This is a genomic window from Escherichia whittamii, from assembly GCF_014836715.1.
In the GTDB taxonomy this organism is placed as follows: Bacteria; Pseudomonadota; Gammaproteobacteria; order Enterobacterales; family Enterobacteriaceae; genus Escherichia; species Escherichia whittamii.
This window is the reverse complement of record NZ_JACSQI010000002.1, coordinates 529099-551851: the sequence shown is the minus strand read 5'-3', so window position 1 is coordinate 551851 and position 22753 is coordinate 529099. Positions and strand designations below refer to the sequence as shown.

Annotated in this window: 27 protein-coding genes, 1 tRNA gene, 2 pseudogenes and 1 riboswitch; of the genes and pseudogenes, 11 read left to right on the top strand and 19 right to left on the bottom strand. The window is 49.5% G+C overall.

Annotated features, from left to right (window positions below):
- The 14 genes from pduP to pduA are packed head-to-tail and all read right to left on the bottom strand — an operon-like array spanning position 1 to position 10714.
- A complete protein-coding gene (gene pduP / locus H9644_RS05610) occupies positions 1 to 1386 on the bottom strand; it encodes a CoA-acylating propionaldehyde dehydrogenase PduP (RefSeq protein WP_064529405.1) in 1386 nt (461 codons plus the stop codon).
- Positions 1383 to 2390: a two-domain cob(I)yrinic acid a,c-diamide adenosyltransferase PduO gene (gene pduO / locus H9644_RS05605; protein WP_191773646.1), complete on the bottom strand. Its 1008-nt coding sequence runs from the start codon at positions 2388 to 2390 to the stop codon at positions 1383 to 1385. The genes pduP and pduO overlap by 4 nt, the downstream gene beginning before the upstream one ends.
- A gap of 11 nt (positions 2391 to 2401) precedes the next feature.
- Positions 2402 to 2677: a EutN/CcmL family microcompartment protein gene (locus H9644_RS05600; protein ID WP_191773644.1), complete on the bottom strand. Its 276-nt coding sequence runs from the start codon at positions 2675 to 2677 to the stop codon at positions 2402 to 2404.
- Between the two features lie 3 nt (positions 2678 to 2680).
- Positions 2681 to 3172, bottom strand: a complete 492-nt coding sequence (pduM, locus tag H9644_RS05595; protein WP_191773642.1) for a microcompartment protein PduM — start codon at positions 3170 to 3172, stop codon at positions 2681 to 2683.
- The gene (locus H9644_RS05590) at positions 3169 to 3801 is read right to left on the bottom strand and encodes a phosphate propanoyltransferase (protein WP_191773640.1); all 633 of its coding nucleotides are present in this window, start codon (positions 3799 to 3801) and stop codon (positions 3169 to 3171) included. The genes pduM and H9644_RS05590 overlap by 4 nt, the downstream gene beginning before the upstream one ends.
- A gap of 11 nt (positions 3802 to 3812) precedes the next feature.
- A complete protein-coding gene (locus tag H9644_RS05585; RefSeq protein ID WP_191773638.1) occupies positions 3813 to 4226 on the bottom strand; it encodes a BMC domain-containing protein in 414 nt (137 codons plus the stop codon).
- Positions 4227 to 4249: 23 nt separating this feature from the next.
- Entirely contained in the window at positions 4250 to 4525 is a 276-nt protein-coding gene (pduJ, locus tag H9644_RS05580) for a propanediol utilization microcompartment protein PduJ (RefSeq protein WP_001057752.1), read from the bottom strand.
- Positions 4526 to 4544: 19 nt separating this feature from the next.
- Positions 4545 to 4895 (bottom strand): glycerol dehydratase reactivase beta/small subunit family protein, encoded by a 351-nt coding sequence (locus H9644_RS05575; RefSeq protein WP_064529399.1) that lies wholly within the window; start codon positions 4893 to 4895, stop codon positions 4545 to 4547.
- Positions 4885 to 6717, bottom strand: coding sequence for a diol dehydratase reactivase subunit alpha (locus tag H9644_RS05570; protein ID WP_064529398.1), 1833 nt, complete (start codon positions 6715 to 6717; stop codon positions 4885 to 4887). The genes H9644_RS05575 and H9644_RS05570 overlap by 11 nt, the downstream gene beginning before the upstream one ends.
- Before the next feature lie 9 nt (positions 6718 to 6726).
- A complete protein-coding gene (pduE, locus tag H9644_RS05565) occupies positions 6727 to 7245 on the bottom strand; it encodes a propanediol dehydratase small subunit PduE (RefSeq protein ID WP_064529397.1) in 519 nt (172 codons plus the stop codon).
- 14 nt (positions 7246 to 7259) lie between these two features.
- The gene (locus H9644_RS05560) at positions 7260 to 7928 is read right to left on the bottom strand and encodes a propanediol/glycerol family dehydratase medium subunit (protein WP_064529396.1); all 669 of its coding nucleotides are present in this window, start codon (positions 7926 to 7928) and stop codon (positions 7260 to 7262) included.
- A gap of 9 nt (positions 7929 to 7937) precedes the next feature.
- Complete coding sequence (pduC, locus tag H9644_RS05555) at positions 7938 to 9602, bottom strand: propanediol dehydratase large subunit PduC (protein WP_064529395.1); 1665 nt, start codon at positions 9600 to 9602, stop codon at positions 7938 to 7940.
- An 18-nt stretch (positions 9603 to 9620) separates the two neighbouring features.
- Entirely contained in the window at positions 9621 to 10433 is an 813-nt protein-coding gene (gene pduB / locus H9644_RS05550; RefSeq protein WP_064529394.1) for a propanediol utilization microcompartment protein PduB, read from the bottom strand.
- The gene (pduA, locus tag H9644_RS05545) at positions 10430 to 10714 is read right to left on the bottom strand and encodes a propanediol utilization microcompartment protein PduA (protein ID WP_001183614.1); all 285 of its coding nucleotides are present in this window, start codon (positions 10712 to 10714) and stop codon (positions 10430 to 10432) included. The genes pduB and pduA overlap by 4 nt, the downstream gene beginning before the upstream one ends.
- Before the next feature lie 513 nt (positions 10715 to 11227).
- Between pduA and pduF the strand changes: the two genes are divergently transcribed.
- From pduF to H9644_RS05505, 8 genes and pseudogenes are all read left to right on the top strand, one after another.
- On the top strand, positions 11228 to 12037 hold the full coding sequence (gene pduF, locus H9644_RS05540; RefSeq protein WP_064529393.1) for a propanediol diffusion facilitator PduF: 810 nt from the start codon (positions 11228 to 11230) through the stop codon (positions 12035 to 12037).
- A gap of 204 nt (positions 12038 to 12241) precedes the next feature.
- Positions 12242 to 13156: a transcriptional regulator PocR gene (gene pocR, locus H9644_RS05535; RefSeq protein ID WP_191773636.1), complete on the top strand. Its 915-nt coding sequence runs from the start codon at positions 12242 to 12244 to the stop codon at positions 13154 to 13156.
- Positions 13157 to 13245: 89 nt separating this feature from the next.
- Positions 13246 to 13420, top strand: a riboswitch (cobalamin riboswitch).
- Positions 13421 to 13638: 218 nt separating this feature from the next.
- Complete coding sequence (locus H9644_RS05530; protein ID WP_191773634.1) at positions 13639 to 14073, top strand: cobalamin biosynthesis protein; 435 nt, start codon at positions 13639 to 13641, stop codon at positions 14071 to 14073.
- Positions 14074 to 14207: 134 nt separating this feature from the next.
- Positions 14208 to 14753, top strand: coding sequence for a bifunctional adenosylcobinamide kinase/adenosylcobinamide-phosphate guanylyltransferase (gene cobU / locus H9644_RS05525; RefSeq protein ID WP_191773632.1), 546 nt, complete (start codon positions 14208 to 14210; stop codon positions 14751 to 14753).
- Positions 14750 to 15493, top strand: coding sequence for an adenosylcobinamide-GDP ribazoletransferase (gene cobS / locus H9644_RS05520; RefSeq protein ID WP_191773630.1), 744 nt, complete (start codon positions 14750 to 14752; stop codon positions 15491 to 15493). The genes cobU and cobS overlap by 4 nt, the downstream gene beginning before the upstream one ends.
- A gap of 24 nt (positions 15494 to 15517) precedes the next feature.
- Positions 15518 to 16597, top strand: coding sequence for a nicotinate-nucleotide--dimethylbenzimidazole phosphoribosyltransferase (gene cobT / locus H9644_RS05515; protein WP_064529388.1), 1080 nt, complete (start codon positions 15518 to 15520; stop codon positions 16595 to 16597).
- Positions 16598 to 16657: 60 nt separating this feature from the next.
- Positions 16658 to 17593 carry a L,D-transpeptidase gene (ldtA, locus tag H9644_RS05510; RefSeq protein WP_074399582.1) on the top strand — a complete coding sequence of 312 codons (936 nt, stop codon included), beginning with the start codon at positions 16658 to 16660 and terminating at the stop codon, positions 17591 to 17593.
- 75 nt (positions 17594 to 17668) lie between these two features.
- Positions 17669 to 17851: pseudogene (locus H9644_RS05505) on the top strand (transposase); the annotation flags it as partial.
- Between the two features lie 47 nt (positions 17852 to 17898).
- Here the strand turns inward: H9644_RS05505 and H9644_RS05500 are convergent.
- Positions 17899 to 18240, bottom strand: coding sequence for a DHCW motif cupin fold protein (locus H9644_RS05500; RefSeq protein ID WP_064529386.1), 342 nt, complete (start codon positions 18238 to 18240; stop codon positions 17899 to 17901).
- 108 nt (positions 18241 to 18348) lie between these two features.
- On the opposite strand from H9644_RS05500, the gene H9644_RS05495 reads away from it, so the two are divergent.
- On the top strand, positions 18349 to 18894 hold the full coding sequence (locus H9644_RS05495) for a tyrosine-type recombinase/integrase (RefSeq protein ID WP_225567258.1): 546 nt from the start codon (positions 18349 to 18351) through the stop codon (positions 18892 to 18894).
- A gap of 141 nt (positions 18895 to 19035) precedes the next feature.
- Here H9644_RS05495 and H9644_RS05490 read toward each other — a convergent pair whose 3' ends face one another.
- Together H9644_RS05490 and H9644_RS05485 are read right to left on the bottom strand one after the other, a co-directional pair.
- Positions 19036 to 19179 (bottom strand): tautomerase family protein, encoded by a 144-nt coding sequence (locus H9644_RS05490; protein WP_404825843.1) that lies wholly within the window; start codon positions 19177 to 19179, stop codon positions 19036 to 19038.
- Positions 19180 to 19191: 12 nt separating this feature from the next.
- On the bottom strand, positions 19192 to 19932 hold the full coding sequence (locus tag H9644_RS05485; RefSeq protein ID WP_064529385.1) for an SDR family NAD(P)-dependent oxidoreductase: 741 nt from the start codon (positions 19930 to 19932) through the stop codon (positions 19192 to 19194).
- Between the two features lie 119 nt (positions 19933 to 20051).
- Between H9644_RS05485 and H9644_RS05480 the strand changes: the two genes are divergently transcribed.
- Positions 20052 to 20972, top strand: a complete 921-nt coding sequence (locus tag H9644_RS05480) for a LysR family transcriptional regulator (RefSeq protein ID WP_064529384.1) — start codon at positions 20052 to 20054, stop codon at positions 20970 to 20972.
- 73 nt (positions 20973 to 21045) lie between these two features.
- Here the strand turns inward: H9644_RS05480 and H9644_RS05475 are convergent.
- A pseudogene (locus H9644_RS05475) lies at positions 21046 to 21210 on the bottom strand (Arm DNA-binding domain-containing protein); the annotation flags it as partial.
- A 153-nt stretch (positions 21211 to 21363) separates the two neighbouring features.
- A tRNA-Asn gene (locus tag H9644_RS05470) sits at positions 21364 to 21439 on the bottom strand.
- Positions 21440 to 21763: 324 nt separating this feature from the next.
- Here H9644_RS05470 and nac point away from each other — a divergent pair.
- Positions 21764 to 22681 carry a nitrogen assimilation transcriptional regulator NAC gene (gene nac / locus H9644_RS05465; protein WP_064529383.1) on the top strand — a complete coding sequence of 306 codons (918 nt, stop codon included), beginning with the start codon at positions 21764 to 21766 and terminating at the stop codon, positions 22679 to 22681.
- Positions 22682 to 22753 lie beyond the last annotated feature (72 nt).

Here is a 22753-nt window from a genome sequence, read left to right as displayed (position 1 = left end):
CTAGCGAATGGAAAAGCCGCTGGTTAACACACAGCGTCGTGAGCGGGAAAAAGTCCGTGCAGACGTTGTCCCTTCTCCGGTCGGTGTAGCAATGGTGAAGGTGGTAAAGCCTTCGCCGCCGACGCCAATGCCAGCCCAGGAAGGGCCGTTTTTAACAAAGATTGAGGTTTGCATAACGCGCGCGGCAAGGTTGAGCCGTGAGATGTTCTGCGAGTGCATAATTGCGGTGTGGTGCAAACTGTCTTCCACATTCAGCGCCAGTGTGAGGGCGCTATCAAAATCGTTGACCTTCACAATGGGTAGCATTGGCATGAGTTGTTCGCTGGTAACCCAGCTATCATCGGCGTCAACAACGGCAATCAGTAAGCGTGGCGCTTTTACTGGCAAAGGGAGGCCTGCGGCTTCCAGCAAGGTTGATGGGCTTTTGCCGACCAGTTTTTTATTGGCGACACCGTCTGGCAGGCAAACGACTCGCAATTTTTCAGTTTGCTCATGGTTAAGAAGAAGGGCGCCAAAACTTTGCATTTGCTGGATTAAATAATCTGCCACTGACGCCACGACGATCAGGCTTTTTTCAGCGATACACGGCAGGTTGTAATCAAATGAGGCTCCGTTGATGATGTCTTCGGCAGCTTTCACAATATCTGCCGTTTCATCGACGATGCAGGGGGGATTACCCGCACCGGCACCAATCACTTTCTTGCCACTTTTCATTCCCATGGCGACGATGCCCGGACCGCCGGTAATCGCCAGAACGCTGATTTTAGGGTGCGCCATCATCTGTTCGGTGGCAGCAAAGGTCGGTTCAGATACAGTAACGATCAGGCTATGAATGCCACTACAGCGAAACGCGATGTCTTCGATTATGGTGATCAATTTCAGCGATACGTTTTTGGCTCCCGGGTGTGGACTGAAGTAGACGCTATTGCCAGCTGCAAGCATGCTGATGCTGTTGTTAATGATAGTTTCCGTGGGATTGGTACTTGGCGTGACCGAGCCAATAACGCCAAACGGGGAGTATTCAAACAAAACCATGCCACCATCACCGGTCAGTGCAGTGGTGGTTAAATCTTCAATTCCAGGCGTGTTATCGAGTGCCGCTTTGTTTTTTAAGTACTTATCTTCTTTATTTCCCATCCCCGTTTCGTTGGCGCTCTCTTCCGCCAGTTCTGTAAGGCGGGGAGTTAATTCTTCGCGAATGGCGCTGATAATGGCGCTGCGGGTTTTAAGCGGACACTGTTGAAAGCGCAAAAAGGCCAGGTGTGCAGCGCAGACAGCTTCATCGACAGTCTGGAAAATACCGTTTTTATGCGTTTGCGAAGTCGTGGGGACTAACTGCTCGCGCAGAATATTGCGGATCAGTGTTTCTAATTCAGAGTTGTTCATTGGTTTACTCCCACGTTAATCGCCGCCATTGCGCTTTGGGCAATATCCATGTCTTGTTCAACACTACCGCCGCTAATGCCAAGCCCTCCAAGCAATATTCCGTCACGCCAGAGGGGGAAGCCGCCACCAAAAGTGACGACTTTGCCTTGCATATGGCTTTCGAGCCCGTAAAGCGGCGCACCCGGTTGCACGGTATCAGCAAGCTTGTGTGTTGCCGTTTTCATCGCCACGGCGGTCCAGGCTTTTTTCGGTGCCAGTTCACTGCTAACCAGCAGTGCATCAGGCATCCGCCAGGTAACACTTTCTGTTCCGTTGGCATCGACAATGCTGATAACAACGGGAATATGCAGTTCATCCGCACGCATTGCCGCGCTACGAATGAGCTGGTGAAGATCCTGAAAAGTGAGCGACATCGTGCGTTCCTTCAATGCTGAAGTGTGGTTGGCCTCGCGATAACGTTTTGTGATTTCCTGAATCATCAGGTTCTGATGAGCAACGTTGTCTTCCATGCGGGCGAGGGCATACAGGCAATCGGAAAGTCGGTTGATATAGTGCAGTAAAACATGGCGGACGCTGGCTTCTGTTGTCAGTTCAACCAGGCGCCTTTCAGCCCGTCGGGCTACCGTGCGGGCGAAATGCATGCGGCTCGCGGCTTCACAACGTCCCGGCAGAATGAAGCTGTGAACTGGCGGAACAGCGTTCATTGCGCTATCGATCGCTTTTTCAAGCGCGGCAATTTCTTCCGTGCTGATGTAACGCTGCTGCGTTGATGGCTGTTCGCTTTCACTGGCGAGTTCGGCGCTAAACCAAAATATCTGTTGTTGAATGGCTTCCAGTAATATGCGATGGCTTTCGATGGAGGTGGCGCAATAACACAGACTTAGTGTCGCGTTCAGTTCATCCAGCGTGCCGTAGGCTTCGACGCGTAGATGAGTTTTACTGACGCGTTGTCCGGTAAATAGAGATGTACTTCCTGAATCACCTGTGCGGGTATAAATCGCCATCTTTCAACTCCTTAGCGTGAAAGCGTATCTACAATGCCGACCACTGCCAGGTCGATGGCTTCGTTGGGGCCGTTAAAAACATGTCTGGCGCTGGAGCCGCTGCTGAGGAGTACCAACTCACCGACGCCAGCGCCAACGGAATCAACGGCAACTTCGTCGCCAGTTAATGGCGTGAGAGGCAGTTCGCCGTCAACACTGACCCGGCGAACCAGCAGCAGTTTTTTCCCGACCAGGGAAGGTGATTTTTGCGTGGATACCACCGCGCCAGTGACTCGAGCCAGATGCATGGGTTACTCCTGCCTGATTAACTGAATGTTTCGGGTAATTGCCGCTTCGCGCGCGAGTGCAGTCACACAACATTTCCGCTGTAGCACCAGAATCCCCGCGCATAACTGCGCTATGTCGGCATAACTTAAAAGTCGGTCATGATGAAGGTAGATTGGTTGCCCTTGTTCATCGCACCAGGTTAGCGGTAGACGGGCGAGAGCCTGCAATTTGATGGCGTTCAGGAAATGACTCTGCAACGACAATTGAATGTGCACTCCCCAGGCTAACGCCCCGTGAATGAAGAGCGCCGCTCGATCTGACGTTTCGTTGTCCGCAAGTTGTCGCAACAGCGGCAGATCGACATATCGAATTTGTAACGATGCATACTGACGAACTATCTCGTGAACGCTTGCTTCTCGTAGTTGCGGAACAGTCAGTGCGAGTGTTTTTCCCGCTCGTTGTTTCAGGCGAAAAATGACTTCGTCAACAATATGCTGCATCAGCACGCTATTCATGGCGCTGACACCAGAGTGGCAAAAACTTCAGGATTATCAGCGCCTGCGGCGTTGGCCTCGTCGGTATCAATATGCATTTCAAGACGCATATCCGGTGCGACGCGAACAGCAACGTTATCGAATATCAGTCGTCGCTCATTACCTTCAACGGCGACCGCCACTTTATCGCCATGTGTAACGCCATAAATCAGGGCATCAAGCGGAGACATATGAATATGCCGTTGCGCGACAATAACGCCAGAAGCGATTTCCAGCTCTGCAAATGGGCTTATCAGACGAACCCCAGGAGTGCCGCTGAGATCGCCTGACATACGTAGCGGGGCTGTGATCCCTAACGTTCTGGCGTCGGTCCGGGAAATCTCCACCTGACTTGAGTTACGTAACGGCCCCAACAAGCGAACGTTGTGTAATTTTCCTTTTGGTCCCACCAGCGTAACAACTTGTTCAGCAGCGAATTGACCTGGTTGCAATAATAGTTTTTTCTCGCTGATCGGCTGTTCAGGAAAAAGGCGCACATAATCTGCTGTTGAAAGGTGAATATGACGACTGGAAACGCCCAGAGGGATAGGGCGCTTGCGCATCTCATCCAGGACCAGGCTAACAGTCTCCTGCAAAGTTTGTTTATCCATTGCTACACCTCTCACTTAGTGGAGTGCAGGCAAAGAGAGCGGGGCTCACCTTTTTGCCGTTGGCACGCTGGATCAAGACACAAATTACAACTGATAACCTCTGAGGCAATTGTTGGTGCTGGCGTTTCGCTTGCTTCGACCCTCACATTCAATGCTTCTGTTGTGCGGGGCAGTATTCCTTCTCCCGGGCGGGCAATTACTTTGTGTGCGACAAGGCCATTTCGCTGTCCGGCGAAACTGGCACCCGTCGCGATCGCCGCATTAACTGAGGCGACGTCACCGGTGATTTTGATGAGCGTCCAGCCTGAACCATTGGTCTTCTCAATGCCAACCAGCGTGATGGACGCGGCTTTTGCCATAGCGTCTGCGCAACTGATGGCGAGTGCCAGACCACTGACTTCAAGTAATCCCAGTGATTGCTTCACGCTGTGCTCCTTAGTAAATGGGTTTATGCAGATTTAGGTAGAATGGCCTCAACATCACTGTGTGGCCGTGGGATGACATGGCAGGATTTCACTTCGCCAACTGCGCTTGCCGCGGCGCTCCCTGCATCAACGGCGGCTTTTACTGCGCCAACGTCGCCGCGGACCATTACCGTAATCAGACCTGAACCAATCTTTTCATAGCCAACCAGTTGCACGTTGGCGGATTTAACCATGGCATCTGCAGCTTCAATTGCGCCAACTAACCCTTTTGTTTCAACCAGTCCTAGTGCGTTGTTCATACAGCGTCTCTCCTGTGGATTATGAGTGGCATTCCCTGAAGGGAATGCCTTTTACCAGGCGGGCAGCGTTATTGCCGATGCTACGCCGGGCATGGTTATCTTGTTGATACATCAGCGTAAACAGTGGCGCTGATGCCGGTAAGTTTTTGTAATGCACAATCAGTTTTTCCCGGTCGCAGGCTATGCCAACCAGCAGGGGGGACTGACGAGCAGCCAGCCAGGCGCTATCGATAACTTCACCTGACGGAATATGTTGAATGCGAAAGGGAATACCTTCCTCTTCAATGCCAAGAAGCACCTCATTCCATGTATTGATGCAGTCACCGATTTCTGTGACGACAATGACTGGCGCATGATCTTTACTTTCCATGAGCCGATTCCTTGTGCCAGGAAATGAGTAGCCCGGTAGCTACCGCATTGCGCGGGCCTTCACTACCACGGATATTCCCGCGCCCGGCGACCAGCCGATAATGCGCCAACGCATCGGTGACTAACTGCGGTACTTCGAAATCCAGCGAAGAACCGCCCACCAGAACGACGAACGGAATATCGCGAATGTTTCCGCCAGGACTTACCTGACGTAGCGCGCGCAGGGCATTGGTTACGAAGACGCGCTCTTTCGCACTGCGACGAACAGCACGAACTTTTTCCAGCGTTAAATCGCCGGGAATAGGCACCAGTTCGTCAGGTTTCACTACACAAACGCGGGCAAATACATGAGGGGATAGGGGAGTAGGGAAGAACTGAACGCTGCCGTCTTCATGGCGTAAGTGGAACAGGCTTTCTACTTTTGCCAACGGGTACTTTTTGATTTCTTCTGCCAGATAACGATCATTTAAGCCCAGTTCCCGGGCAATAATCATGGTCACCATGTCGCCCGCACCCGCAAGGTGAGTGGCTATCATTTCCCCTTTCTGATTGATGATGGAGGCATCGGTAGAACCTGCGCCTAAGTCCAGAATTGCCAGAGGGCGTGTGGTTCCAGGGGTAGTCAAGGCTCCCTGAATTGCGGCTTCTGCTTCAGCGCCTCCAACCTGAACATCAACATGCAGTTTTTGCTTAATTTCACTGGCGATCATCGCCATTTGCAGTCGGTCGGATTTCACCATTGAAGCGATACCCACTGCCTGTTCCAGTGAAAACTCACCAGCCAGACCACCGGTTACGCTGACGGGAACAGAGGTATCTATCGCCAGTAAATCCTGAATAAAAATTTCGTGGCTGGGTTTATTGGTCAGCTCCGCCATAGTCTGGCGAACATGTTCCAGCATACCGCCGATGTTGGTGCCTGGTTCTCCCGTCACGTTTTCCAGTTTTGAGCACTCGCCGACGGCTTTCATAATGGCGTCGGCACCTGCAGCAACATCAACTCGAATTGTGCGTCCGGCAGAAAGCAGTTCGATGTTTCCGGCGGGTATCGAACGGGCTTTAACGTCGCCAGAAGGTGTTTTCACCACTACTGCAGAACGGTTGCCGATTAGCGCTCGTGCAACAGGAACGATATTTTTAGTCTCTTCAGCATTGAGGGCGAAAACGGTGGCAATCCCATACGGGTTCGACAGGGTTTCGATAACCTTCCCGGGAACGGCGACTTCAATAGCGGCCAGCATACCGAGCGGAATACGATCGATGTAGAGGACTTCATCAACAATGGGTAAAGGGATTTCCAGTCGGTTACTGACCAGCACGCCATCATCGCGTTGCAGAATAACGCCAGTCAGTTGATATCCAGCACGCACGGAGGCGTTTATCATGGTCGCGATATCGGCAAAATCAAATGCCGATGACACGACCAGAATGTACGGGGTGTTTGCCGGGCGTGTTAACAACTCTTGTGGCGTGATGGTGAGCCCCACGCCCAGTCCCACTCCGCCCGGAGTTTTCGGATTGTGACCAATCATGGTTGATTCGGTGATGATGGTTTCTGTAATGGTTTCCATCGCCACATCACCAATGACCGGAGTTGCTTCGTTGATACGAATAAGCGAAATATCGCTGACATTGATGCCGACTTTTTTCGTTGCCTGTGCGAGCGCCTCCTGAATACCATGTACGTTACGCAACGTACCTTTGATTCCAGTAGTTTCCGCAAGAGCGCTGCTCACGAATGACAATTCTCCAGACGTACTGAGCGTCGCCAGTGCCACTTCTGTGGATGAATTGCCGATATCAATGCCTGCTATATATCGCATAGTTCGTCCTTAATCATCGCCTTTCAGTTTTTTACGCTCGACATAGAGTTCTGCAGCTTCGCGGACAAATGCAGCGCAAATTTTGGCCTGATAACGACGTTCAAGATCGTCAGCAATGGCAATGAGTTCTTGCTTAGTTGAACGATAAGGGCGTAACGCATTGTAGATTTCAAGGATGCGATCGTCCGGCACAGAGGTAAGCTCGGCGGCACGTTCAAAATTCATCGCCAGGCGATCGCGACCAGCATCTCTGGCAATCGCGGCCTGAATACGCAATGTTTCAGGGGTTATGCGCATGTCCTGGGCGATGACTTTATCGCTGAGTACATTTTCCAGAGTGAAATCGTCGAGCGTTTTATTGGTCGCCGTTTTGACCCATTCTGGATGTTTATTTGCCAGTGGGTAATCAGTCACTTTGGCGCTCTGTATTGACGCGTTGGGGGCTGCAGGAACAGGAGTTACACTCTGTAGACTGTTCATGCGGTTCAACACGTCCCTGACCATCGACTCAATTGCATCGGTATTCATGAAGGTTTCCTTTGTTAAAACGTCACGCGCAGTTCTTGCGGTTTTTTGCCAGTTACCACGTACTTCGTCTCTTTGATATGCAAAATGGCTGATTTGGCCTGGTATTTAGGCCGCGCCATTTGATCGTTGAGGGTCGGAACTGGTTGTGGAGACTCACGCTTCGCATAACGCGCGGCGTTTTTGCCAATCTGGCGATAAGTTTCCAGCGTCAACAAAGGCGCTTGCGGGAAAAGTTCCAGGTTAGACAAAGGGGGAAGCCCCTGCTGGTGGATAACCGTGGTGCCTTTTGACTGAATACCAATAGCAATGCCGGAACCACTAAGGCGATCGCCTTCGACCGCCACGAATGCGACATCAGACGATTTAAAGCAGCGAATCACACGGGCTTTAATGCCTTCTTCTTCGATACCGGCAATCACTTCGCGCAAGATGTTTTTATGCGGAATGCCGATAATATTGACGGTCTGCGCCAGGCCAAATGCCGGGCCTACAGCAATAATGACTTCATCCTGCTGAGTGCCTTGTTGGGCTTCGCCTATTTCGGTCAAAAAACTCCCGGCATCCGGTGCAGAAGTGGCAGTTGCGGAGACAGGTGCGCGAAATGAAACGGACTTGTCGCTGGTTTGCATTTCTGCCAACACGTCTTCGATTACCTGACGTAGTAATTTTTCGTTAATTTCCATTTCTCACCCTTAGTCAATTTCGTTGGGGTCAAGTGCACCGGGAATATTTTTGATCTCTTCCCAGCGTTTCCCTTGTAGGCGATAACCCGTAGCCGGTCCGGCGTAATCATTGACGTCATTGACCGCAGAGAGCACTTGTCCGTCATCGACGATAATGGCTGAGGTATGGAGATAATCGCCGGTCAGTTTCGCTTTTTGCATGTTGAGCATGTCCTGGGCGACATCGGTAAACCCACCTTGCGCCAGGGCTTTCACTACTTCCAGGCTGTTACGGTTTTTATTGATAATTTCCTGGGCGAACTTAATGTCTTCTACGATGTTGCGTTCTGGCATATCTTTCGAGCCGTGGGCATAGGTCGCCGCTTCGACTTCTTCATCGGTAATAGGGGGTAAACCCATACCGGCAAAGACAGCCTGTAAAGCGCGTGCGGCTTTATTGCGGATGGCGACAACATCTTCTTCGCGCACCGGTCGCAGACCGCCATCAACCTTCAGGTCACGCTGAATGACGTTGTAATCATCGAAGTCTTCGGCATCTTCGTTTGAACCGGCAAACATGTTGTCGTAGTTCGGCACAGCGGAAAAACCGGAAGAGATAAAGTCAGTACCCGGCAGGAACTGCATCAGAAAACGCGCGGTACGGCGCATATCTGAGTGGGTAAAGGTCTGGTCATTACTGGAGGCACATTCCAGATCCAGCGATGCGCAAATTAGGTTTTCCGCCAGCACTGCACGGATGCCTGACGGCACCGCTGATGGAACACCAATGCAACTTACCGAACCATTCTGCAGCCCCTGAACACCTGCGGCTTTGGTGATGTAAATGCAACGAGCCTCGAGATAAAGCATTGATTTTCCTTCCGCGTAGCCCATCTGCACTTCAGAGCCGGAGCCGGAAGTAAAGCGCATTTTTAAGCCGCGAGAAGCATAAGACGACGCGAGAAATCCTTTTGACCACGGGGTGTCATCGCCATCGGTGAAAACGGGTTCTGTGCCGTAGACAGAAATAGTTTCGGCGTAACAGGTGTGGCCTAACATACCGAGTTTCAGTTCGGTGGCTTCTTCCAGCGAACACTGGGTCAAAACGCCCGGGCGCCCAACCTGCGAACCTACCAGCAGAGCGATGGCGTTGAACGGGGCATAGCGAGCAACAGCGACGGTGGTTTCCTGTTCGTCAAACCCGCGCCATGCCCCTTCAGCCGCGTCGGCAGCAATTTGTACCGGATTATCTTTAACGTTGGTGACGTGAGCCTGTTGTGATGGTGTCCGACGGGCGCGCATTTTTTGCATCGCCATCATCATCTCTACCACGTTCATTTGCGAAACGACTTCGACGATTTTAGCGGGCGTCATTGCTGTGGTAAGGGGAACGATATCGCTACGTTTGACATTTGGATCGCACAACATATTGGCAAGTTTGACCGAATCCATCGCGATGACTTCTTCGGCGCGCGCGAGATTGATGCCGTAGCGGGCGATAAAGTGGTCGATCAGGTCAAACTGGCTGGCGGGCTTTCCATCCAGCTCGGTGACGACGCCGTTAACAATTTTGATTGACGGTTTTGGATCGTTCGGGCTTTCCATCGCAATGAAGCCTTCTTCAATCCACTCTTTAACGAAACCGTCCTGGTTGACCGGGCGTTTGGCCAGTGCTTCAAATCTTTTCGATCTCATGAATCTGCCTCAGGGAATTCAGATGTAGGAAGGGCGATCGTTTTTCGGTGTATCGCCGAGAGTCGAAAGTACGGTTTTACCGATTTCGCGTGCGGAGATGACCGCCTGACGGACTGCGCCGGAGTCACCCGAGATAATCAGAATGACTTCATTGCTGTAGCTGGTGCCATGAGCAGGTGAGCTGTACGCCACGACATCCACATTGGCGGACTTCAGCGCGGTATCGGCCATCAGAACACCAACAGCAGCTGGAGCGCCGACAATAACGCCGCAAGCGCGCCCCAGCGGAGCGCCAAACGCTTTTTCCAGTGCATAGCTGGCACGGGCGGTATATTGCAGTTCAAGATGCCCGGCTTCGTTGGCATAGACATCACCAAAGGTCCGGTCGAGTTCTTTCAGGGCAACTTCAATACCGCGTTTCACATCGGAAACATCGTTGCCACCTAAGAGGATTAATGAGCCGTGTCCGGCACCGCCTTTGGTATCGCGAGGAAGTTCAATACTAATTACTTCAGTGTTGGTGGCTTTGACCGCTTCATCAGCAGCCATAATGTGTGGACCTGCGCCAATACGCGCACCCAGAATGCCAATGGAGCGATAGCGTTTTTCGAGTTTCATCGCGTCCAGCAGGGCGCTATCAACGTTCGCAATGACCAGACCTACAGTGTCGCCAATAGCGGTGCCAACAAATTCTGTTAACGTGCAGCTTTTTTCTGCCATAGCCGTCTCTCGTGTTTGATGAGTGGTTTCCGGGAGAACCTCATGCTCTGGCGTCGCTACGCGGGCGATGACCTGTGCCATGATTTGTTCGACCAGTTCATTGCTGCTCATGGGTTAATTCCCTTTGGCAAGATTTTTTCGACATCGGTATGTGGGCGGGGAATAACGTGTACGGCTTTCACTTCACCGACGTTACGCGCAGCGGCGGCACCTGCGTCTGTTGCCGCTTTTACCGCCCCGACATCACCACGAACGATGACGGTCACCAGCCCGGAACCTATTTTTTCGTAGCCGACCAGCAATACATTTGCCGACTTCACCATGGCGTCTGCGGCCTCTATGGCGGCAGTTAAGCCTTTGGTTTCTACCATTCCTAACGCTTCTTGTTGCATAAAGACCTCGCATGGATTTTTTGTCGATATGACTATAAAAAAAAGCGAGGAAAAAGAATGGCTGACTTAACCGGCCAATGAGAAAAATTAATAGAGAACAAATATTATAAAATTGCTTTTATAAACTATATGTTATTAATTTATTGGTTATTTTATGGGTGTTTCAATGTGAATTAATTGCGTTGGCTAGTGGGCTTAATCGAGAATAATATTTCGTTGGGTTTGGTTCGCAGAAGGGAACTGTGATATTTGTTTAAATTTTATTATATCGTGATGACAATTTTTTATTGTGAAAATTGGGCAGTAATTATTACTATCAGCACTGATTAACGCTGTGTTGCATGCTTCGGCAATGACAATAATTTGCTATGTCAGCACGATTTTTCCACGAGTCTGTCATGCATGTTAGCAATATTTTCTGCAGAGCAATTTTTATAGTTGCGCTCGATATACACAACAATCAGCAATTCTGTTGGCTGATGAAGAAATAAACTCCGCAAAGAAGGTGTCACTATGAATGATTCACTCAAGGCGCAATGCGTTGCCGAGTTTTTGGGCACCGGACTGTTCCTCTTTTTTGGCATTGGTTGTTTGTGTGCCCTCAAACTTGCCGGGGCAAGTCTGGGACTGTGGGAAATTTGTATTATTTGGGGGTTAGGTATTTCACTTGCTGTTTATCTTACGGCAGGAATTTCCGGCGCTCATCTCAACCCGGCGGTTACGATTGCTCTATGGTTGTTCGCCGCTTTTCCTGGCCGTAAAGTGCTGCCATTTTGTGTGGCGCAATTAGCGGGTGCCTTTGGTGGTGCGGTTCTGGCGTATTTTTTATATAGCAATTTGTTTACCGATTTTGAATCTACCCACAATATGGTTCGTGGTAGTACAGAAAGTTTACAACTCGCCAGTATCTTCAGTACTTACCCGGCAGCGGCAATAAATGTATGGCAGGCGGCGTTGGTCGAAGTGGTCATAACGTCTATGTTAATGGGATTGATTATGGCGTTGACCGATGACGGCAATGGCGTACCAAAGGGGCCTCTTGCCCCTTTACTGATTGGTATTCTGGTTGCTGTTATTGGTGCTTCTACTGGACCATTAACTGGTTTTGCCATGAATCCAGCGCGTGATTTTGGACCAAAAATTTTCACCTGGCTTGCTGGGTGGGGAGAAATAGCGATGACTGGCGGACGCAATATTCCTTATTTCATTGTACCCATTATTGCTCCGGTCATTGGTGCCTGCGTTGGTGCGGCGATTTATCGCTTTCTCATTGCGCAAAATTTACCTGTCAATAGTGTTACGCCTAAAGATATCACCGAATAACGAAATAACCAGGCGGTTATAAACGTTTATTTTTTTACTGTTTGTGATCTGCTTTCCGAACTTATTAAAAAGTCTCCCGCTTCATGGAGGCTTTTGTTATTGTCTTTTGTGCTTCTCGTCAGTAAATCATCAGGGATGATGTGAAGATTAAATGTAAAACAATTGTTTTTTACAATAACAATAAATTAACTGGGAGGTTTTATCATGATTTCTGCGGCGGTACTTAATTCAGAACTCATTAATAAAATCGCGCAGGATTTTGCACAGGCGACCAGCCTTGCGGTTGTCGTGGTCAATATCCACGGTGATGAAATTTCCGAACTGTTTAACTTCACCCCGTTTTGTCAGATGATGCGGCAACATCCACAGCTTAGTACTCGTTGCCGCATGAGCGATCGTTGCGGAGGCCTGGAAGCCTCTAAATCCGATCAACCTTGTATTTACCGTTGCCACGCAGGGTTAACCGATTTCTCTATTCCTTTGGTGATTGCCGGGCATTTAGTCGGCTTTGTGTTGTGTGGACAAGTCCGCCTGCGTAATGGTGATGTCGATTTGATCGATATTCTGAATGTCGATGATCGTTGGCAAGCCGATCCCGAATTACTTAATGAATTTCGCAAAGTCCCGGAGATGGATTACTCGCGAGTTATGGCCTCTGCTGATTTGTTGAAGTTGATTGTGGAAAATTGCCTCAAAAAACAACTCAATTTTGTTGTTATTAAAGAGAACAAATCTCAGTCAGATTCGGTACGCCAGACTCGTGCGCCTAATCCCCACGACAATAAAATGAAAAAAGCTTTACGCTATATTGATTCGCATTTATCGGACGATTTGCGTTTGGAAGATGTTGCCTCGCACGTTTATCTAAGTCCTTATTATTTTAGTAAATTATTTAAAAAATACCATGGGGTCGGTTTTAATGCGTGGGTAAACCAACAACGGATGGCTAGTGCTCGTGAGTTGCTGTGTCATAGTGACTGGAGCATCGCCAGCATTGCGCGTAATTTAGGTTTTTCGCAAACCAGTTATTTTTGCAAAGTTTTTCGTCAGACTTATCAGGTTACGCCGCAGGTGTATCGGCAGCAAGTGAGTGAAACTGCGGCGATGGAAACGGTATAGAGTAAATGCCCAAAAAAGAGGAAGGTTTAAATAAACTCTGGAATGAATAATTAACGTTATTTACGTGTTATGGGAAAAGTGAAATCAGCTCATAACATACGCTGACAGGTGTGGCACATTTGTGCCTGGGAAGAGGGTGGAAATCCCTCGCAGCCCCCGCTGCTGTAATGCTGACAACCCCGAAAATACCACTGATCGCGAGATTGGGAAGGCCGGGGGAGGATGATGCGAAGCCAGAAGACCAGCCTGTTAGTCAATACCAACAACTTCGGTGGGAAGTGGGTTGTCCGGAAGCGCCCGGTTGAGTACTGGCGCGTCTTTATACCCCTACCACCCTGAGAGGATCAGGGTATGGCGGCATCATTTAGTTCATTCATTGTAGTGCCGACAGGCACCTGGGCTGCACTTAAATCGCGGCAATCGTTTTTTTTGGTATATCAGCCTGACCGTCATTGCAGGAAACGAAGCGGAGGACGGGGGATATGAAAATGATAAAACCCGAATCGATAGCTCTTTTTTGCCTCTCCTCTGGCGATATTAATCTGGCGAAATATCTGGCTGAAATGTTGCCTGTTACCTGTTTTGTTGGTGAGGATTGGCAGCAAAATTTCCTGCCTTTTAACGGTGGGCCAGAACAATCATTATCAGATGCGTATAGCGATTATTCAGTGCTGTTATTGATTGCTGAAAGCGGGACACTCATACCAGAAAGGCTCCCTCAGTCTGATGGCGTGACGGTAATCTTAATAGTAGAGCACAATGCTCGTTTGCTGACTGGTCCGGCTGGTGGGGCTGTAGCGTTAATCCATTATCTGAATGAAACGTGTCAATTCAGAGAAACCGTTGCTAATGACACATTCTGTCGGTCGTTCACGCAGGGAAATCGGGCTATTTCACAATGTCTCCCTCATTCGTAATGGATTGAGAATGCTGGATTTTTATTTTTAATACGCGCAGTATTAATCGAAGAAATGTTATTACGGTCAGTAACAATGGAGCATCCATTGTTCTGGTCAATAAATACCATCATACAATTGAACCGGGAGCCCGTATGATGATTTTGGTGACGGGAGGCGCACGGAGCGGGAAGAGCCGGCACGCCGAGGCGCTTATTGGGGATACTCCACAGGTCCTGTATATCGCCACTTCGCAAATCTTTGATGATGAAATGGCGGCGCGGGTTGAACATCATCGGCAAGGCCGCCCGGCGCACTGGCACACGGTGGAACGCTGGAAAAATCTTGATGAGTTTATTAACGCAGACATTAATCCGCAGGCTGCCGTGTTGCTGGAATGCATTACAACAATGGTGACTAATCTTTTGTTTGAATATGGCGGCGATAAAGATCCTGAAAAATGGGATTATGACGCGATGGAGCAGGCGATTAATGGTGAGATTCAGTCGTTGATTGCTGCCTGTCAACGTTGTACTGCAAAGATCGTATTAGTGACCAATGAAGTGGGAATGGGGATTGTGCCGGAGAATCGTCTGGCGCGACATTTTCGTGATATTGCCGGGCGGGTAAATCAGCAGTTGGCTGCTGCGGCAGATGAAGTATGGTTGGTGGTTTCGGGTATTGGAGTAAAAATCAAATGAGTAAATTATTTTGGGCGATGCTCTCTTTTATTACGCGTCTGCCTGTACCGCGTCGCTGGTCCCAGGGGCTGGATTTCGAGCATTATTCTCGCGGTATCATAACTTTTCCTTTAATTGGTTTATTGCTTGGCGCGATTAGCGGACTTGTCTTCATGGCGTTGCAGACATGGTTCGGCGTACCACTGGCGGCATTGTTTAGCGTGTTGATGCTGGCGCTGATGACCGGTGGATTCCACCTGGACGGCCTCGCAGATACCTGTGATGGCGTATTTTCTGCACGTAGCCGCGATCGCATGTTGGAAATTATGCGTGATAGCCGTTTAGGTACCCACGGCGGTCTGGCGCTGATTTTTGTGGTTCTGGCAAAGATTCTGGTGTTAAGCGAGTTGGCGCTGCGTGGCGAACCGATCCTTGCATCGCTGGCGGCGGCATGTGCGGTTAGCCGTGGGACTGCCGCATTGTTGATGTATCGTCATCGTTATGCCCGGGAAGAAGGGCTTGGTAATGTGTTCATTGGCAAAATTGACGGGCGACAAACCTGTGTCACCCTCGGTTTAGCCGCTATTTTTTCTGCCGTATTATTACCAGGCATGCACGGTGTTGCTGCTATGGTGGTGACGATGGTGGCGATTTTCATCCTTGGTCAGCTTCTCAAACGTACTCTGGGCGGGCAAACCGGCGATACGCTGGGAGCAGCCATAGAGCTTGGTGAACTGGTCTTCCTGCTGGCACTGCTATAAGACTGATTACCTAAGAGACGCGACATGCAAACACTTGCCGATTTACTGAATACGATCCCTGCCATCGATCCTGCCGCGATGTCGCGTGCCCAACAGTATATTGATGGGTTACTCAAACCTGTCGGTAGTCTGGGAAGACTGGAGACGCTTGCCGTACAGTTGGCAGGAATGCCGGGGCTGAATGGTGTGCCTCATGTGGGCCAAAAAGCAGTACTGGTTATGTGTGCCGATCACGGCGTCTGGGATGAAGGTGTTGCTATTTCTCCGAAAGCGGTGACAGCCATTCAGGCTGAAAATATGACACGCGGAACAACTGGGGTGTGTGTACTGGCAGCACAAGCGGGCGCTAAAGTTCACGTGATTGATGTTGGGATTGATACCGTTGAGCCTATCCCAGGGCTAATTAACATGCGTGTCGCACGAGGTAGCGGTAATATTGCCGCGGGCCCGGCAATGAGTCGCAGTCAGGCTGAAGAGCTGCTTCTGGACGTCATACAATATACGCGCGAGTTAGCGAGAAATGGCATCACGCTGTTTGGTGTGGGTGAACTGGGGATGGCAAATACCACACCGGCAGCGGCGATAGTCAGTACGATTACTGGACACGATCCTGAAGAAGTGGTCGGTATTGGCGCAAACCTGCCGACAGATAAACTGGCTAATAAAATTGATGTTGTTCGTCGGGCAATAACATTGAATCAACCGAATCCACTGGATGGTATTGATGTGCTGGCCAAAGTGGGTGGCTTTGATTTGGTCGGAATCGCTGGCGTGATGTTAGGTGCCGCATCCTGTGGTTTACCGGTGTTGCTGGATGGATTTCTTTCTTATGCCGCTGCACTTGCCGCCTGCCAGATGTCGCCTGCAATCAACCCCTATCTCATTCCTTCCCACTTGTCGGCGGAAAAAGGGGCGCGTATTGCGCTGGCACATTTGGGACTGGAGCACTATCTCAATATGGACATGCGTTTAGGTGAGGGGAGTGGTGCAGCGCTGGCAATGCCCATCATTGAGGCTGCCTGCGCGATATACAGCAACATGGGCGAGCTTGCTGCCAGTAATATTGTTCTACCGGGGAAGACGACTTCTGAATTGAACAGTTAAAAACGAAAAGCCAGATAAAGCTATACTTATCGGATAGCTTTCGCGACTTAGGAAAGGGACATGATGCGTCGTGTAAATATTCTTTGCTCATTTGTTCTGCTTTTTGCCAGCCATAATAGCCTGGCGGTAACTTATCCACTCCCTCCAGAGGGTAGCCGTTTAGTTGGGCAGCCTCTTACGGTTACGGTTCCCGATCGCAATACCCAGCCGCTTGAAACCTTTGCTGCGCAGTACGGGCAAGGGCTGAGTAATATGCTGGAAGCGAATCCGGGAGTTGACGTTTTTTTGCCGAAGTCTGGCTCGCAACTCACCATTCCGCAGCAATTGATTTTGCCCGCCACTGTTCGTAAAGGGATTGTAGTTAACGTCGCCGAGATGCGTCTTTATTACTACCCGCCAGACAGTAATACTGTGGAAGTTTTTCCTATCGGCATCGGTCAGGCCGGGCGTGAAACGCCGCGCAATTGGGTGACAGCCGTTGAACGCAAACAAGAAGCGCCGACCTGGACGCCAACCCCTAATACTCGCCGCGAATATGCGAAACGTGGGGAGAGCCTGCCAGCATTTGTCCCCGCTGGACCCGATAATCCTATGGGGCTTTATGCCATCTATATTGGTCGGCTTTATGCCATCCATGGTACTAATGCCAATTTTGGCATTGGCTTACGGGTGAGCCAGGGCTGTATTCGTCTGCGCAAAGATGACATAAAGTATTTATTCGATAATGTTCCAGTCGGGACGCGCGTGCAAATTATCGATCAGCCGGTGAAATATACAACGGAACTGGATGGCTCAAAGTGGCTGGAAGTTCATGAACCGTTGTCGCGCAATCGGGCGGAATATGAGTCCGACAGAAAAGTGCCACTGCCGGTAACTCCTTCATTGCAGGCGTTTATCAACGGACAAGAAGTTGATGTAAATCGCGCAAACGCAGCCTTGCAGCGTCGTTCAGGAATGCCAGTGCAAGTTAATTCTGGGGCGAGGCAGATGTTTTAAAATAGTTGTTACGTAGAAAGCAAAAAACCTGCTCGAAAGCAGGCTTTTTTGAATCTGGCTCTTCTGGTTGGATGCGGCTCAAATGAAAATACAAACAGATTACTCAGACAGTATTTTCCAAAAGGAACTGACTTATCAGTTCACAGCCAACAAAGACTAAACAGTGTTGCCAGACAGCTCAACGAGAGGCTGAGAAAAACGCTAGACTATGAATCACCCGCAGAACGGTTCAATAAGTGTGTTGCGTCTATCAGTTGAACTCACAGCTGGAATCGGACGTCACAATCGCAACAACGATGAATCCGTCAGTCCACGATAAAGAGTTTTGCTCCTGTCTCCGTTCTGGACTGATGTGATTCTGCGTTATCACCAACCTGATAACTCATCCCCGCAGTTAAAGTGAATTTGCGGCCATCTGCGAGTAGTGTTTCGAGTTCACCCTCCAGGCATAAAAGGACATGACCTTTACTGCACCAATGATCCGCAAGGTAACCTGGGGTATATTCAACCATTCGCACACGGATTTGGTTTGGCTTGTGACCAAAAAATTGTGTGCGCCAGTAGGCCATGCCTGTTTCCCCTGGATGTTCTGTTTTTTCGACTTCACCCCAGTTAGTGGTGCCAAAAGCAAATGCTTCGATATTCATTTTATGGCCTTTCGTTGTTAAGAAAGAGTTCTTGAACTCAGAGATTTGAATATGAACACGTCACCGTGGAACAAAGACCGTATCATAGGCTAAAAAAGACCACTTCAGATATCTCATATCTGGGGTATCCGAATCCGACTTGAACTGGAAGGTAAAACGCGCGATTTAGCTCTGTTCAATATGGCCCTGGACAGTAAGCTTCGGGGCTGTGATCTGGTCAGACTCAAAGTATCTGATGTTGCATATGGTAGCTCTGTTTCAAGCAGAGCAACGGTGTTGCAACAGAAAACCGGTAGCCCTGTGCAATTCGAGATAACCAAAGGGATAAGAGAAGCTGTTGCTGCATTGATAAAGCTTGGCAACTTGCACAGTAAAGACTTCTTGTTCCGATCTCGTGTTGGTACTAACCAGCACATATCAACCCGTCAATACAACCGAATTTTTCATGGGGGAGTAGCAAAGCTTGTTCTCGACGATTCGCTTTACAGCACACATTCCATAAGAAGAACAAAACATTACCTAATCTACAAGAAAATTAAGAATCTTCGGGTGATCCAACTTCTGTTAGGTCATAAGAAACTGGAGAGCACAGTCCGTTATCTGGGAATTGAGGTCGATGATGCGTTAGAGATCTCGGAGTCGATTGAAGTCTAAGGTTGTCAGGGCTGCAACAGCAGCCCTGTGCCAGAGGAAGAGGTTTATTTTTACATTGGAAAACGCTTGGTTCGGTGAACATAAAGACGAGTTTTCCAGATAGAACGCCCGGTCAGTACTGACAGACTGGACTGAATTTTATCAGGAAAATTTACGGCAGCCTATGACGCAAAGGATGACACCGAATGTAATCAGTATCATCAGCGGGCTAATGGCTTCAATCAGCAGTCGTTTATGTTCAGCGCTGACGCCTTCCCTGGTGACCTTGATATTGACATAAGACATCGTACACTCTCCTTACCAGACACCTGCGCTGGCACCACCATCTACCGTCAGCACTGTTCCTGTGACAAAAGTAGAGTCGGCCAGATAAAGCACCGCATCAACGATATCCTGGGGGTGCCCAATCCGTTCAGTCGGAGCCAGCCCCTTTAAAAACTCCAGACTCTGTTCATCCGACTCATGCATAGGAGTCGCGATGACGCCGGGCGCAACGCCATTAACCATAATATTATGCGGCGCCAGTTCCAGCGCTAGCCCGCGGATCGCCTGATTCAACCCACCTTTAATCAGCACGGGTAACAATGCCGGGATTTTACGGTTAGGCTGCATCGCGATTGACGCCGTGATGGTAATGATATGCCCTGAACCACGCTGTGACATGTGGCGTGCCGCAGCCTGCGCCGGATAGAAGAAGCCCTTAAGATTAGTGTCTGTCATGGAAACGACGTCCTGGGGCGTATAGTCAGTAACGGGTTTTGCAATAAAAATACCCGCATTGTTGACCAGAATATCGACCTGCCCGAAGTGCTTCTCAGACAGGGTGAATAAGTTGGCTGCCGTTTCAGGGAGTGAGATATCACCCGGCACTAGCAGCAAATTACGCGGGTTGCCCAGACCATCAGCCATGTTTTGCAATCGCTGAAGTGATCGAGCGTTCGCGACAACATTATAATTCCTGGCCAAAAAGGCCTGTGCAATCGCTAAACCCAGACCACTTGATGCGCCCGTCACAATAACCGTTTTCGTTCTGTTCATGTTATGTCCTCTTTCAGGAAGTTAGTTGCGTGACATGAACGTTAATTCATACCCAGAAGTTGAAAAACAGGGCTTAATGAATTTTAATTAATACATAATGTAATAAATGAGGAAGCAGTGTGCGGCGCTATTTTGACGATCTCCAGTTGGGCAGTATCGAACTATTTTGCCTGACAGTTGAAACTGGTAGCTTTACTGCCGCCGCAGCGGCGGCAGGTGTAACGCCAGCCGCCGTCAGCCGCTCTGTCGCCAGACTGGAGAAACGGCTGCAAACACGATTATTTATTAGAACAACACGCAGCATGCGTCCGACAGACATCGGCCAGCGTTACTATCTGGATTGCCGCAGGGCGCTGAACCAGTTCGTGGAGGCAGAGGAAAAAATATCTGATCAACAGCAGATTCCTGTTGGCACTCTCAGTATCAGCGCTCCCTCGCTTTACGCGCACTTTCGCCTGCTGCCACGGTTGTCTGAATTTTGCGCCCTTTATCCTGAGCTGACAGTGAATCTGGAAGTGAGCGATCAGAATATTGATTTCTCTGAAGACAAATTTGATCTGGCCATTCGCGGCAGCGAACTGCTCGACTCTGGTCTGGTTGCGCGCCGCCTGGAAGATGCTGAACTTATTGTTGTCGCGACGCCGTCATATCTGCGAAATCATCCGGCCCCGACCACTCCCACCGATTTGGCGCATCACAACTGCATTCAGTACATCCTTCCGGGCAATGGCCGTCCTGCCCCCTGGTCGTTTATGGAAAAAAAACGGGAATTCAGAATTGAAACCAGCGGGCGGTTAGTCTGTCGGGAAGATTATCTTGCGACCCTGACGTTAGTTAAAAACAGCGCAGGTGTGATGCAGGTTTACCGATTTAGCGTCGAGGATGAGTTAAAGCGCGGAGAGTTGATTGAGCTATTGCCTGGCTTTGGCGGCACCTCCCGACCCTTTATGATTATCTATCCATATAAGCGCTTTCTACCGTTAAAGGTCAGAAAATTTATCGATTTCCTGACAGGGGTAACAGAACCGTGTATTGACTGATTATCCCGACAAATACATATCCACGAGCGTCAGGTACTTTGACAAAACCGATACACCTTACGCAGCGTGATCAGGGGACAAAGGCTAACTTTTTCTCTTTGCCGTCGATACGGTACTTCATGTACCAGTGTTTTGAACCATTATGTTTGACCAATAGGTACAGTCCGGAACTGTCTGTCATTTTGAAGGGGTTGTCAGAGGATTTAGTCTTGCGAATAGCTGTGTCTGTTAATGCTATAGCGTGGGGGCTCCTTTTGCTCGCTGAACCGTGAAGCCCCCAAAAACCATGGACATCAAAAAACCCGGTGGTTTCTTTTGAAACAACCGGGTAAATATAATTTCTTGTTTTTAAACATCTTAAGACTCATAGAGATGTCTCAAGACTAAAATCTGGCTCCTCTGACTGGACTCGAACCAGTGACATACGGATTAACAGTCCGCCGTTCTACCGACTGAACTACAGAGGAATCGTGTGAACGGGGCGCATATTAATGGCAGTGCATGGGGATGTCAAAGGGGGAAATGCATTTTTTAGTTTGTTTGCTGCCAATTTCAACAAAGTGGTGAGCTTTCAATCTTTTGGGTAATGAACCATCGTGGTGCATACCCTTCTGTCATGGGGCAGGGAACGCTTTTTCTGATAACAAGAGCAAATGACGAAACTATCATAATCTCTTATTTGACAGGCGGTTAGCTTGCGCATCAACGACAAAATAAAACTGGCAAGCATTTTGCAATCTGGTTGTAAGTAATGGCGGCACTTGGGCCGATTCTTAAAAACCGGAGGCAACATGAACTTCAGACGCCTGAAATACTTCGTAAAAATTGTAGATATTGGTAGCCTGACCCAGGCTGCCGAAGTGTTGCATATCGCGCAGCCTGCGCTCAGTCAGCAGGTCGCCACACTGGAAGGCGAGCTGGACCAACAACTTTTGATTCGCACTAAACGTGGCGTTACCCCAACAGATGCCGGAAAAATACTCTATGCGCATGCGCGGGCCATTTTGCGTCAGTGTGAACAGGCCCAACTGGCGGTACATAACGTAGGTCAGACATTATCGGGTCAAGTTTCGATTGGCTTTGCGCCAGGAACTGCTGCGTCGGCGATCACCATGCCCTTATTACAGGCGGTACGTGCCGAATTTCCGGAAGTGGTTATCTCTTTACATGAAAATAGTGGCGCTGTTCTTAACGATAAACTTATAAATTGTCAGCTTGATATGGCGGTAATTTACGAGCATTCCCCTGTGGTAGGCGTATCCAGCCAGGCTTTGTTAAAAGAAGATCTTTTTCTTGTCGGAACTCAGAATTGCCCAGGGCAAAGCGTTGATGTTAATGCTATAGCGCAAATGAACCTCTTTCTTCCCGGCGATTACAGTGCCGTGAGACTCCGCGTTGATGAGGCATTTTCTCTACGGCGACTCACGGCAAAAGTCATCGGTGAAATTGAGTCTATCGCTACGCTTACCGCAGCGATCGCCAGCGGCATGGGGGTTGCAGTATTACCCGAATCGGCCGCGTACTCGTTATGTGGCGCAGTTAACGGTTGGATGTCACGTATTACCACGCCGTCAATGAGTCTCTCCTTGTCATTGAATATACCCGCCAGAGCAAACCTGTCGCCGCAGGCGCAGGCAGTGAAAGAACTGTTATTGTCAGTGATTAGTTCTCCAGTCATGGAAAAAAGACAATGGCAATTGGTTAGCTAAACGTTATATCTGGATGGAATAAGATGCGGGTTTTTATTATTTGTTATGCCGGGCGTTAGACTTTAACAATAG